Origin of the sequence: Actinacidiphila sp. DG2A-62 (assembly GCF_035825295.1) — a bacterium.
Classification (GTDB): Bacteria; Actinomycetota; Actinomycetes; order Streptomycetales; family Streptomycetaceae; genus Actinacidiphila.
This window is the reverse complement of the sequence record NZ_JAYMGI010000002.1, coordinates 4,366,996-4,379,753: the sequence shown is the minus strand read 5'-3', so window position 1 is coordinate 4,379,753 and position 12,758 is coordinate 4,366,996. Positions and strand designations below refer to the sequence as shown.

8 protein-coding genes are annotated in these 12,758 nt (G+C 74.2%); 4 read left to right on the top strand and 4 right to left on the bottom strand.

The window, feature by feature from the left end:
* Window positions 1–217 precede the first annotated feature (217 nt).
* Complete coding sequence (locus VSR01_RS19565) at window positions 218–1,279, bottom strand: metallophosphoesterase (protein WP_442785493.1); 1,062 nt, start codon at window positions 1,277–1,279, stop codon at window positions 218–220.
* 135 nt (window positions 1,280–1,414) lie between these two features.
* Window positions 1,415–2,515, bottom strand: a complete 1,101-nt coding sequence (locus VSR01_RS19560; RefSeq protein ID WP_326450488.1) for a LacI family DNA-binding transcriptional regulator — start codon at window positions 2,513–2,515, stop codon at window positions 1,415–1,417.
* Between the two features lie 313 nt (window positions 2,516–2,828).
* On the opposite strand from VSR01_RS19560, the gene hisC reads away from it, so the two are divergent.
* From hisC to cydD, 4 genes are all read left to right on the top strand, one after another.
* The gene (gene hisC, locus VSR01_RS19555) at window positions 2,829–3,920 is read left to right on the top strand and encodes a histidinol-phosphate transaminase (RefSeq protein ID WP_442785492.1); all 1,092 of its coding nucleotides are present in this window, start codon (window positions 2,829–2,831) and stop codon (window positions 3,918–3,920) included.
* Window positions 3,921–4,135: 215 nt separating this feature from the next.
* Window positions 4,136–5,647: a cytochrome ubiquinol oxidase subunit I gene (locus tag VSR01_RS19550; RefSeq protein ID WP_326450486.1), complete on the top strand. Its 1,512-nt coding sequence runs from the start codon at window positions 4,136–4,138 to the stop codon at window positions 5,645–5,647.
* A 19-nt stretch (window positions 5,648–5,666) separates the two neighbouring features.
* Complete coding sequence (gene cydB / locus VSR01_RS19545; RefSeq protein ID WP_326450485.1) at window positions 5,667–6,671, top strand: cytochrome d ubiquinol oxidase subunit II; 1,005 nt, start codon at window positions 5,667–5,669, stop codon at window positions 6,669–6,671.
* 223 nt (window positions 6,672–6,894) lie between these two features.
* Complete coding sequence (gene cydD, locus VSR01_RS19540) at window positions 6,895–10,635, top strand: thiol reductant ABC exporter subunit CydD (RefSeq protein ID WP_326450484.1); 3,741 nt, start codon at window positions 6,895–6,897, stop codon at window positions 10,633–10,635.
* Between the two features lie 106 nt (window positions 10,636–10,741).
* Here the strand turns inward: cydD and VSR01_RS19535 are convergent, their stop codons facing one another.
* Together VSR01_RS19535 and VSR01_RS19530 are read right to left on the bottom strand one after the other, a co-directional pair.
* Window positions 10,742–11,617: an HAD-IIB family hydrolase gene (locus VSR01_RS19535; protein WP_442785491.1), complete on the bottom strand. Its 876-nt coding sequence runs from the start codon at window positions 11,615–11,617 to the stop codon at window positions 10,742–10,744.
* A gap of 374 nt (window positions 11,618–11,991) precedes the next feature.
* Window positions 11,992–12,540: a DUF6344 domain-containing protein gene (locus tag VSR01_RS19530; RefSeq protein WP_326450483.1), complete on the bottom strand. Its 549-nt coding sequence runs from the start codon at window positions 12,538–12,540 to the stop codon at window positions 11,992–11,994.
* Window positions 12,541–12,758 lie beyond the last annotated feature (218 nt).

Sequence of the window (12,758 nt, the reverse complement as noted above, 5' to 3'; positions counted from 1 at the left end):
GTGCCTACGGATACAGCCGATGGTAGGGCGGTCCGGGGGGCCGTGACAGGGTGCAACCAGGAAATGTGGACGCCCCGAGCCTGCCGGGTCCCCCGCACCGCTGTCGGCGACCCCCGCGCCCGGCCGACCGCGCGTCGCGCCCAGCCGTCCGCGCGTCGCGCCCGGCCGTCCACGCGTCGTGGGCCGCGCCGTCCGCTGAGCCGCTCCGCGCCGCGGCTCAGCCGACCGGGTGGCCCACCAGGGGGAGTTGGGCCACCAGCAGCCGGCCCTCCATGGTCACGCCGCCGTCCATCGCCACCGCGAGGCTGTCGGCGTAGACCATCGGGCCCGGCACGTGGTGCGGGCGCTCCTCGGGGTCGACCGGCGCTTCGCCGCCGACCTCGCCGAGCAGGTACGGGATCGGGCTGTGGCCGTGCACCACGCGGGTGCCGCCGTAGGTGCCCAGCAGCTCGCGTGCCGCCTCGGGCCCGCCGTCGCCGCGGAAGGCGAACCGCTTGGTGAACTTGCGGAACAGGTCCCAGCACTCGTCCGCGTCCCCGCGCTGCAGCACGCCGGTGACCGCGTCGTTCATCTCCTCGATGCTGCTGCCGTAGTCCAGATACGCGGTGGTGTCGGAGTGCAGCAGCAGGTGCCCGTCGGTGAGATGGGCCGCGTCCAGCCGGGAGATCCAGGTCAGATGGCGGTCCTCCAGCCGTTCCATGTCCGAGGGCTGGCCGCCGTTGAGCCGCCAGGCGGCCAGGAACGAGGCGGTGCCGCCGGTGGAGTTGACGGGCGTGTCGCCGAAGCGGTGCGCGCCCAGCAGCAGCAGTTCGTGATTGCCCATCAGCGCGCGGCAGTAGCCGCCCGCCGCCGCCGCCTCAGCGGACAGCTGCATGACCAGCTCGATGACCCCGATGCCGTCCGGGCCGCGGTCGGTGAAGTCGCCGAGGAACCACAGCCGCGCGCTGCCGGCCGACCAGTGGCCCTCCGCGTCCACCAGGCCGTTCTCCCGCAGGGCGGCGAGGAGTTCGTCGAGGAAGCCGTGCACGTCGCCGACCACGAACAGCGGCCCCGGGCGGTCGCCGGACTCGTGGGTCGGGGTGATCACCGGCAGGTCGCGGGCGGTGGGCGTGTAGTCCTGCGGGACCAGCGGGATGTCCGGCTGGGTCGGCTCGTACGCGGCCGGCGCGTGCGCCTGCGGCGGCGGGTACGCCTCCCGGTAGTCGGGCGCCGTCGCATAGCCGGGCGCGGGCTCGTACCCGGAACCGGGTTCGTACCCCTGACCTGCCCCCTGAGTCATCGACCCCTCCACGATCGCGCCGCCATCCGCCCATCATAGGAATGACGCTGGCGCGTTGTGACATACCCAGGCACCTGGTTTTCAGATGGTCCAGACAAACCATCCCTTATCCGCGACCCGCGGGCCCGCGCCCCGCTACTCGCGGGCCGGTCCGCGCGGCGCGCTCACCGTGGTGCGGTGCGGCCGGCGCTGGGAGGAGGCGCGGACGATCAGCTCGGTCGGCATCACCTGCTGCACCGGGTGCGCGGGCGCGATCCCCTCGATCGCGTCGATGAGCAACTGGACCACCGCCGTGCCGATCCGCCGCGGCTGCAGCGACAGCGTGGTGATCGGCGGGTCGGTGCCCGCGTAGCCGCCGCTCTCGCTGCAGCACACCAGCAGCAGGTCGTCCGGCACGCGTAACCCGTAGCGGCGCGCCGCGGCCAGCAGGTCGGTGCCGTTGGGGTCGAACAGCCCGTAGACCGCGTCGGGGCGGTCCGGCCTGGCCAGTAAGCGGTCCGCGGCGACGGCGCCCGCGCACGGGTCGTGGGCCGGGTACGCCTCGTAGACCGGCTCCTGGCCGACGCGTTCGCACCACTCCAGGTACGCGGTGGTGGACAGCCGGGTGTACGTGTCGGTGCTGGTGCCGGTGAGCAGCCCGATCCGGCGGGCGCCGGCGTCGGCGAGGTGGTCGAGGATGCCGAGCACGGCCTCCTCGTGGTCGTTGTCCACCCACGCCTGCACCGGCAGGCTGCCGGCCGGGCGGCCGTCGCTGACCACCGGCACGCCCTGCCGGACCAGTTCGGTGACCACCGGATCCTGGTCGGAGGGGTCGATGACGACGGTGCCGTCCAGCGCGACGTTGCCCCACACGTCGTGCCGGGAGGAGGCGGGCAGGATCACCAGGGCGTAGCCGCGGGCCAGCGCCGCGGAGGTGGCGGCCCTGGCCATCTCGGCGAAGTAGGCGAACTCGGTGAAGGTGAACGGTTCTTCGCCGTAGGTCGTCACCGTCAGGCCGATCAGGCCCGACCTGCCGGTGCGGAGGGTGCGGGCGGCCGCGGACGGGCGGTAGCCCAGCCGGTCGGCCACCTCGCGGACATGGCGCCGCGTGGCGTCGGGCAGTCGGCCCTTGCCGTTGAGCGCGTCGGAGACAGTCGTGATCGAGACGCCGGCGGCAGCGGCGACGTCCCTGATCCCCGCCCGCTCCATCCGGCGTCCGACGGGTCGGCTCGCCTGGTGTTTCCCTGCTGCTGTCATGGCGTGCCGATAGTAGGGCGGCGCTGGTCCGTACGGCTTCCGGGCCGGGGGACCTGCCCGACCCCGCAGAAGAACGGTTTCTGCAAGATCGAAAACCGTATGCGGAGTGAATATGCAGGCGGCAGCCGCCCCGCACAGGGCGATACCGGCCGGCTCGCGCCCCCTCACCCGTCCATTGGTCCGACTGTGGCGATCAGGTCAACTCACTCCTACGAGGGACGCGCGCCACCGCGCGCGCCACCCGGGCACAACCCCCGACCGGGTGACGTACGGCACCTCCCCGGCCGTCGTCCGCCGCTCGTAGGGTGTGGCCATGAGCACCCCCAAGCTGCGCGCGGAACTGGACGGCATCCCGACGTACAAGCCCGGACGACCTCCGGCGACCGCCGACGAGGGCGGGGTCCCGGCGGGCCCGGCCTTCAAGCTGTCCTCCAACGAGAACCCGTACCCTCCGCTGCCCGGCGTGCTGGAGGCGGCCACCGCCGCCGCGGCCGCCTTCAACCGCTACCCCGACCTGGCCTGCTCGGCGCTCACCGAGGAACTGGCCGGCCGCTTCGGCGTGCCGGCCGGGCACATCGCGACCGGCACCGGATCGGTCGGCGTGGCCCAGCAGTTGCTGCAGGCGACCTCCGGCCCCGGTGACGAGGTGATCTACGCCTGGCGGTCCTTCGAGGCGTACCCGATCATCACCCAGATCAGCGGCGCCGCCTCGGTGCGGGTGCCGCTGACCCCGGGCGAGCACCACGACCTGGACGCGATGGCCGACGCGATCACCCCGCGGACCCGGCTGGTCTTCGTCTGCAACCCCAACAACCCGACCGGCACGGTGGTGCGCAGGGCCGAGCTGGAACGGTTCCTCGACCGGGTGCCCTCCGACGTGCTGGTGGTGCTGGACGAGGCGTACCGCGAGTTCATCACCGACCCCGAGGTGCCCGACGGCGTCGACGTGTACCGCGACCGCCCGAACGTCGCGGTGCTGCGCACCTTCTCCAAGGCGTACGGCCTGGCCGGCCTGCGGGTCGGCTTCGCGATCGCGCACGAGCCGGTGGCCGCCGCGCTGCGCAAGACCGCGGTGCCGTTCGGCGTCAGCCAGCTCGCCCAGGACGCCGCGGTGGCCAGCCTGCGCGCCGAGCCCGCGCTGCTGGAGCGGGTCGCCGCCCTCGTGGCCGAGCGCGCCCGGATGGTCGGGGCGCTGACCGGCCAGGGCTGGACCGTGCCCGAGACGCAGGCGAACTTCGTCTGGCTGCGGCTGGGGGAGCGCACCGCGGACTTCGCCGCGGCGTGCGAGCGGGCCGGCACCACGGTCCGGCCGTTCGGCGACGAGGGCGTGCGGATCACCATCGGCGAGACCGAGGCGAACGACATCCTGCTGCGGACCGCGGAGGCCTTCCGCAAGGAGCTGTGACGAGCCGCCGCGCCACCGTCGCCGAGGGCTGTCCACCCCTTCTGACCTGCCCTGGAGCCCCCTGACCCACCCCCGGTGTCAGGGGGCTTCGGTGTATGCGCGATACTACTTTGTGAATGTATTCACGTTCACAAGCGGACGTGTCGTGCCCATAAGGCAGGGCATGTCCGGTGAACCCGGGGCAACCGCCCCTTCGGCAGCAAAGGAGGCGTACCGTGCAGCTCGCGCTGGAGCCGGTGAACGTCGCCAGGTGGCAGTTCGGGATCACCACCGTCTACCACTTCCTCTTCGTCCCCCTGACGATCTCGCTGTCCGCCCTGACCGCGGGGATGCAGACCGCCTGGGTGCGCACGGGCAAGGACACTTATCTCAGGGCCACCAAGTTCTGGGGCAAGCTCTTCCTGATCAACATCGCCATGGGCGTGGTGACGGGCATCGTCCAGGAGTTCCAGTTCGGCATGAACTGGTCGGACTACTCGCGCTTCGTCGGCGACGTCTTCGGCGCACCGCTGGCCTTCGAGGCCCTCATCGCGTTCTTCTTCGAGTCAACCTTCATCGGCCTGTGGATCTTCGGCTGGGACCGGCTGCCCCGCCGCATCCACCTGGCCTGCATCTGGATGGTCTCGATCGGCACGATCCTGTCGGCGTACTTCATCCTGGCCGCCAACTCCTGGATGCAGCACCCGGTCGGCTACCGCTACAACCCCGCGACCAAGCGCGCCGAGCTGACCGACTTCTGGGCCGTGCTCACCCAGAACACCGCCCTCGCGCAGTTCTTCCACACCATGTCCGCCGCCTTCCTGACCGGCGCCGCGTTCATGATCGGCATCTGCGCCTACCACCTGGCCCGCAAGCAGCACATCACGGTGATGCGCTCCTCGCTGCGGACGGCCCTGGTCGTGGCGGTCGTCGCCGGCGCGCTCACCGCGATCAGCGGCGACACCCTCGGCAAGGTCATGTTCAAGCAGCAGCCGATGAAGATGGCCGCCGCCGAGGCGCTGTGGGACGGACAGAAGGGCGCGCCGTTCTCCGTCTTCGCCGTCGGCGACGTCAACAAGGGCCACAACAAGGTCGCCGTCGACATCCCCGACCTGCTCTCCTTCCTGGCCACCGACGACTTCCACTCCCACGTCGGCGGCATCAACGACGTGAACAAGGCCGAGCAGCACACGTACGGCCCCGGCGACTACCGGCCGAACATCCCGGTCGCCTACTGGGGCTTCCGCTGGATGATCGGCTTCGGCGTGGTCTCCATCGCGGTCGGCGCGGCCGGCCTGTGGCTGACCCGGCGCAGAGTCTGGATCGCGCCCGAGCACCGCACCGGCGAGGACGAGGTGCCCCACCTGATGGTCACCTCGCGGCTGCGCCTGGGCGACGGACTGTCCCGCTGGTACTGGCGGATCGCGCTGCTGACCATGGTCTTCCCGCTGCTCGCCAACTCCTGGGGCTGGATCTTCACCGAGACCGGCCGCCAGCCGTGGGTGGTCTACGGCCTGCTGCGCACCTCCGCCGCGGTCTCCCCCGGCGTCTCCACCGGCGAGGCGGTCACCTCGCTCACCGTCTTCACCGCGCTCTACGCCGTGCTCGCGGTCGTGGAGGTGCGTCTGCTGGCCACGTACGTCAAGGCCGGGCCCCCGGAACTGACCGACGACGACCGCCGCTCCCCCACCCGGATCGGCGGCGACCACGACGCCGACGCCGACCGGCCGATGGCCTTCTCGTACTGAGCCCGGAAAGGAGCGCGAGATGCACCTGTACGACGTCTGGTTCGTCCTCATCGCCGTCCTGTGGACCGGCTACTTCTTCCTGGAGGGCTTCGACTTCGGGATCGGCGTCCTCACCGGGCTGCTCGCCCGCGACCGCAGCGAGCGGCGCGTGCTGATCAACACCATCGGCCCGGTCTGGGACGGCAACGAGGTGTGGCTGCTCACCGCGGTCGGCGGCACCTTCGCCGCCTTCCCCGACTGGTACGCCACCCTCTTCTCCGGCTTCTACCTGCCGGTGCTGCTGATCCTGGTCTGCCTGATCGTGCGCGGCGTGGCCTTCGAGTACCGCGCCAAGCGCGAGGGCGAGCGCTGGCAGCGTGCCTGGGAGCACGCGATCTTCTGGGCCTCGCTGCTGCCGGCGTTCCTGTGGGGCATGGCCTTCGCCAACATCACCTGGGGCGTGAAGATCGACGCGCACAAGGAGTACGTGGGCGGCTTCTGGAACCTGCTGCACCCGTACACGCTGCTCGGCGGGCTGGTCACGCTGGCCCTCTTCACCTTCCACGGCGCGGTGTTCGCCTCGCTCAAGACCCTCGGGCCGATCCGCGAGCGGGCCCGGGCGTGCGCCACCGGCACCGGGTCGGCCGCCGCCGTGCTCGCGGCCGGCTTCCTGATCTGGACGCAGGCGCACAGCGGCAACGCGCGCAGCCTGGTCGCGCTGGTCGTGGCCGTCGTCGCGCTGGCCGCCGCGCTCGGCGCCAACCTGGCCGGGCGCGAGGGCTGGTCGTTCGCCTTCTCCGGCGTCACCATCGCGGCGGCGGTCGCGATGCTCTTCCTCACGCTGTTCCCCGACGTGATGCCCTCGACGCTGAACGGCGACTGGTCGCTGACCGTCTCCAACGCCTCCGCGACCCCCTACACGCTGCGGATCATGACCTGGTGCGCGGGCATCGCGACCCCGCTGGTGCTGCTCTACCAGGGCTGGACCTACTGGGTCTTCCGCAAGCGGATCGGCACCCAGCACATCGCGGGGGCGGTGCACTGATGTCCGCGGGCGGTGTGCGGGGACGCGCGGGGAGTGCGCGGACGCCGGGAGGCGGTGTGCGGCGGTGCGCGGGGGATGCGCGGGCGGCGGCAGGCGGTGCGCGGCGGTGCGCGGGGGATGCGCGGGCGGCGGCACGCGGTGTGCGGCGGTGCGCGGGGGATGCGCGGGCGGCGGCAGGCGGTGCGCCGATGTTTCACGTGGAACACGAAGGGGGGCGAGGGGTGTGAAACCGGTCGATCCCCGGCTGCTGCGGTACGCGCGCACCACGCGGGTCTTCCTCGCCGGTTCGGTCCTGCTGGGCCTGCTCGGCACGGCGCTGGTGGTCGCGCAGGCCGTCCTCATCGCGGACATCGTGGTCGGCGGCTTCCAGCGCGGCGAGGGCGACGGAGCGCTCGGCGGACGCCTGACGGCGCTGGCCGGCGTCGCCGTCGGCCGGGCGCTGGTCGCCTGGCTGACCGAGCTGTGCGCGTACCGTGCCGGAGCCGTGGTCAAGTCGCAGCTGCGCGCCCGCCTGCTGGAGCACGCCACCGCCCTCGGCCCCGGCTGGCTGACCGGCCGCCGCAGCGGCGAGCTGACCACGCTGGCGACCCGCGGCGTGGACGCGCTCGACGACTACTTCGCCCGCTACCTGCCGCAACTCGCGCTCGCCGCGGTGGCGCCCGCGGTGGTGCTGGCCAGGATCGCCGCCGCCGACTGGATCTCGGCGCTGACCATCGTGGTCACGCTGCCGCTGATCCCGGTGTTCATGGTGCTCGTCGGCTGGGCGACCCGGGAGCGGATGGACCGCCAGTGGCGGCTGCTGGGCCGGCTGTCGGGCCACTTCCTGGATGTCGTCGCGGGCCTGCCCACGCTCAAGGTCTTCGGCCGCGCGAAGGTCCAGGCGGAGAACATCCGCCGCATCACCGGCGACTACCGCAGGGCGACGCTGCGCACCCTGCGCATCGCGTTCCTGTCCTCCTTCGTGCTGGAGCTGCTCGCCACGATCTCCGTGGCCCTCGTCGCGGTCGGCATCGGCATGCGGCTGGTCCGCGGCGAGCTCTCCCTGCACACCGGGCTGCTGGTGCTGGTGCTCGCGCCCGAGGCGTACCTTCCGCTGCGGCAGGTGGGCGCTCAGTACCACGCGGCGGCGGAGGGCCTGGCGGCGGCGGAGGAGGTCTTCGAGGTCCTCCAGACCCCGCTGGGGTCCGCCGGGCACGGAGCGCAGGGCGCGCACGGCGTCACGGAGGCCGTGTCGTCAGCGTCGTCCGCGTCGTCGTCCGTGGCGGACGCTCCCGCGCGTGCGCCGTTGCCCGCGCCCGACCTGCGTACGGCGGTGATCTGGTTCGAGGGTGTCGAGGTACGGGAGGGCGGCGTGCTGCCCGCGACCACGCTGGTGGTCGCACCGGGCGAGACGGTCGCGGTGACCGGTCCGAGCGGAGCCGGCAAGTCCACGCTGCTGGCCGCGCTGCTCGGCTTCGCGCCGCCCGCCGAAGGCCGTGTCCTGGTCGGCGGCGTCGACCTGGCCGCCCTCGACCCGGCCTCCTGGCACCGGCAGATCGCCTGGGTGCCGCAGCGCCCCCACCTGTTCGCCGGCACGATCGCCGACAACGTACGGCTGGCCAGGCCCGACGCCACCGACGCGCAGGTGGTCGCCGCGCTGGCCGCCGCGGGCGCCGCCGACTTCGCCCGCCCGGACGACCCGGTCGGCGAGGACGGCGCCGGCCTGTCCGCGGGCCAGCGCCAACGCATCGCCCTGGCCCGCGCCTTCCTGGCCGACCGCCCGCTGGTCCTGCTCGACGAGCCGACCGCCAACCTCGACGGCGACACCGAGGCCGCGGTCATCGCCTCCCTCCGCGACCTCGCCCGTGGCCGCACCGTCCTGATGACCGCCCACCGCCCCGCCCTCCTCCCCCTGGCCGACCGCACCCACACGATCCCGCCCCCGGCCGCGACGACGGCCGGGGCGCACGGGGCCACGGCCCCGGTCCACAACGAGACAGCGGCCTCGGCGGGGGACACGGCGGCGACTTCGGCGGGGGCTTCGGCGGCGACTTCGGCGGCGGACGGGGCGGGCGCGTCCGACGCGCGGGCGGCCGGGCCCGTACGCGGCGCGGTGCCCGCCGACGACGACGCCCGGCGTGGAACCCGACGCCGCCGGGAGCGTAGTCACGACCGCGGCCCGGCGCGCGGGCACGGCCTCGGTCTCGGGGGCATGGTGGGGTTCCGGGGGCGGTTCGCCGCCGCTGCCGGGTTGGGGGTCCTCGCGCTGGTGTCCGCGGTCGGGCTGATGGCGACCTCGGGGTGGCTGATCAGCCGCGCCGCGCAGCAGCCGCCCGTGCTGTACCTGATGGTCGCCGTGACCGCGACCCGCGCCTTCGGCATCGGGCGGGCCGTCTTCCGCTACGGCGAGCGGCTGATGGGCCACGACGCCGTCTTCCGCGCCCTCGCCGAGGTCCGGGTACGCGTCTACGCCCGGCTGGAACGCCTCGCCCCCGCGGGCCTGGGCCTGACCGGCCGCGGCGACCTGCTCTCGCGCCTGGTCGCCGACGTCGACTCGGTCCAGGACCACTACCTGCGCTGGCTGCTGCCCGCCGTGACCGCGGGCGTGACGGCGACCGCTGCCGCCGCGTTCACCGGCTGGCTGCTGCCGACCGCCGGGCTGATCCTGGCCGCCGGCCTGCTCCTCGCGGGCGCCGCCGTGCCCGCGCTGTCCGCGACCGTGGCCCGGAGGACCGAGAGCCGGACGGCCCCGGCCCGCGGCGAACTCTCCGCCCGCGTGCTCGCGCTGTTCACCGGCACCGCCGAACTGACCGTGGCGGGCGCGCTGCCCGCCCGCCGGCGGGACGCCGTCCGCGCGGACCAGAACCTGCGCCGGATCGGCGCGCGCTCGGCCGCCGCGACCGCGCTCGGGGCGGGTCTGACCGCCCTGGTCAGCGGCCTGACCGTGACGGCCTGCGCCTGGGTGGGCGTACGGGCCGCCGCCGCGGACCGGCTGGACGGCGTCCTGCTCGCGGTGGTCGTGCTGACGCCGCTCGCCGCCTTCGAGGCGGTCGCGGGGATGCCGCTCGCCGCCCAGCAGCGCCGGCGCAGCCGCCGCGCGGCCGAACGCGTCCGGGAGGTGCTGACCGCGCCCGCCCCGGTGCGCGAGCCGGACCTGCCGCAGGACCCGCCCGCGAGCCCGTACCCGCTGGTTGTGCGCGGACTGACGGCCCGCCACCCCGGCCGGGCCGAACCCGCGCTGCGCGGCGTCGACCTGACCCTGACCCCGGGCCGCAGGGTGGCGGTCGTCGGGCCGTCCGGCGCGGGCAAGACCACGCTCGCGCACGTCCTGCTGCGGTTCCTGGACGCGGAGTCCGGCACCTACACGCTGGGCGGCCGGCCCGCCGCGGACCTCGAAGGGGACGCGGTACGCCGCCTGGTCGGCCTGTGCGCGCAGGACGCGCACGTCTTCGACAGCACGGTCCGCGAGAACCTGCGCCTCGCCCGGCCCGACGCCACCGACGGCGACCTGCGCGAGGCACTGGCCGCGGCCCGGCTGGACGTCGACCTCGACGTGGCGGTCGGCGAGCACGGCGCCCGGCTCTCCGGCGGCATGCGGCAGCGCCTCGCCCTGGCTCGCGCGCTGCTCGCCCGCTTCCCCGTGCTGATCCTGGACGAGCCCGCGGAGCACCTCGACGTGCCGACCGCGGACGCGCTCACCGCGGACCTGCTGGCCGCGACCCGCGGCACCACCACGCTGCTCATCACGCACCGCCTGGCCGGCCTCGCGGCGCCGGACGCCGTCGACGAGATTCTCGTCCTGGACGCGGGCCGCGTGGTCCAGCGCGGGACCTACGCGGAACTGGCCGCGGCGGACGGCCCGTTCCGCCGCACGCTGGAACGCGAGCGCGCGGCGGACACGGCGGCGACGGCCGGGGCGGGCGTGGGCGACGCGCCCGGCGCGCCCGACGCGGCGCGGGAGGCGGTCCCCGCCGTCGCGCGCTGAGGGGCGGAGGCCGGGGTGCCGGCCCGGGAGCAGGCGGGGAGCGGCGCCGCCGGCCGCGCCGGCCGGTCCTGGCGCCGCGCCGGGTTAGCGCTGGTGCCGCCCCCGGTCAGCCCTGGCGTCGCGCCGCGACGATCCGCTCGATGACCTGGGCGACGCCGTCCTCCTCGTTGGACGCCGTGCGGTGGGTGGTGGCGGCGAGGACGGCCGGGTGCGCGTTGGCGACCGCGTAGGACGTACCCGCCCAGCCGAGCATCGCGAGGTCGTTGGGCATGTCGCCGAAGGCGACGACCTCCGCGGCGGTCACCCCGCGCTCGGCGCAGCACTTGGCGAGCGTGCTCGCCTTGCTCACTCCCACCCCGCTGATCTCCAGCAGCGCGGTCTCGCTGGAGCGGGTGATCTCGGCCTGCCGGCCGGCCACCCGCAGGGCCGCCGCCAGGAAAGCGTCCGGGTCCTGGTCCGGGTGCTTGGCGAGCAGTTTCAGCAGCGGCTGGTCGAGGTCCTCGGCGAGCAGCTGCTCCAGCGGCGCGGGAGCGCCGCCGTCCGGCTCACCGGGTGTGTAGCCGGGCTCGCGCCGGAAGACGTGCGCGCGCTCCACCGCGAACACCGTGCCGGGCAGCGCCTCGCGCAGCGTCCTCGCGACCTCGAGCGCGTCGGTCTCCGGCAGCGGGAACGCCTCGACGAGCGCGCCGGTCCGCACCTCGTACAGCCCGGCGCCGTTGGCGACGATCGCCAGCCCGTGGCCGGCCAGCACATCGGCGATCACGTCGAGCCAGCGCGCCGGCCGCCCGGTGACGAAGAACACGTCGATGCCGGCGGCCTCGGCCGCGGCGAGCGCGTCGACCGTGCGCTGCGACACCGTCCTGGCGTCGCGCAGCAGGGTTCCGTCGAGGTCGGTGGCGATCAGGCGGACGGCGGGAGCGGGCAGCAGCGGGTCTGCGGAAGCGGGTGGGATCACCCGACCATCCTCCCCCACTGCACCCATGCCCCGGGCGAGGGTCGCGGAAGCGGTCCCGAGAGCGGTCCTGGGAGCGGTGCGCGTCGGGGACGGGCGGGGAGGCGTACGGACAGGGGGCGGACGTACGGGCGGGTCTGCGGGCGGGGCGGTCTGTTCCGGCGGTGCGCCGCATGACGACGGGTGGTGCGGGTGACGGACGTGGCGCGGAACGGTCACGCGCCGGCCGTCGAGAGTCAGAGGGTCGTCATGCGGGTACTGCCGGGTTTTCCTGCGGCTTGAGCGGGCCGTTCACGCACGGCCTTCTACGGGTCGAGCGGTGGAACGAGCTGATGAGTTGGTGAGCTGGTGAGCCGAGAGTCGGAGAGCTGACGGGATCGGCGTCCGACGGGATGCGCGGACGGTCAACGGGTGAGCGTGGCGACGGGGGCGGCGCCGGAACCGGCAGCGGGGGCGTCGGCAGGGGAGACCGCGGACGCGGCGGGAGCGGAAGCGCCGGAGCCGAGACCGGAGCCCGAACCGGGGTCGGGGACCGAGCCGCTCACCGCACCGGCGAAGTCCGCGCCCAGCAGGTCGTCGATCCGCAGGCTGCGGGCGCTCGGGGACGATCCGTGGGCCTCGGCGCCGATGCGCTGCTTCATCGTGGGCGGCAGGGTGCGCTTGCGCCCGAGGTCGAGCCTGCGCTGGTGCGGGTCGTAGCCGCGAGGCGCCGGCACGGTCGCGCGCCGCGCCGCCGTCCGCACCCCTGCCCCTCCTCCCGCGCGCCCGCCCGCCGCGCGGCGCTGCGGCACGTCCGCTCCGGTGCCGGCGGTCCCGGCCGGCAGGACCTCCGCGCCGGCCACGGTGCCGGTCGTGGTACGCGCCGGGGTGGTGAACCCCAGCGCGGCGATGCACTTGAGCAGCACGCTGAGCAGCGCGCCCCAGAACGACTTCACGTCGACGGCAACAGCCATGACTTCTCGACCTCTCACTTCCGGTGATCGGACGCGGATACGGTTGTTCCGTGATCCGCTGAGCTGACAAATCCGATCATGCGGACGCGAGCACAGATTGCCAGCAGCCGCACCCCGAGATCCCCGATTTTCAGACGAACGCCACCCGTCCGGCCCAAACCACCCCATCCCAGGCACCCCGGGCACCCCGGGCACCCCGGCCGCCGTGACCGACACCA

Excerpts from the sequence above, each read along its gene's own strand:
- cydB (WP_326450485.1), top strand. The coding sequence starts at position 5,667 with ATGCACCTGTACGACGTCTGGTTCGTCCTCATCGCCGTCCTGTGGACC.
- VSR01_RS19560 (WP_326450488.1), bottom strand. The coding sequence starts at position 2,515 with ATGACAGCAGCAGGGAAACACCAGGCGAGCCGACCCGTCGGACGCCGG.
- VSR01_RS19565 (WP_442785493.1), bottom strand. The coding sequence starts at position 1,279 with ATGACTCAGGGGGCAGGTCAGGGGTACGAACCCGGTTCCGGGTACGAG.
- hisC (WP_442785492.1), top strand. The coding sequence starts at position 2,829 with ATGAGCACCCCCAAGCTGCGCGCGGAACTGGACGGCATCCCGACGTAC.
- VSR01_RS19530 (WP_326450483.1), bottom strand. The coding sequence starts at position 12,540 with ATGGCTGTTGCCGTCGACGTGAAGTCGTTCTGGGGCGCGCTGCTCAGC.
- VSR01_RS19535 (WP_442785491.1), bottom strand. The coding sequence starts at position 11,617 with ATGGGTGCAGTGGGGGAGGATGGTCGGGTGATCCCACCCGCTTCCGCA.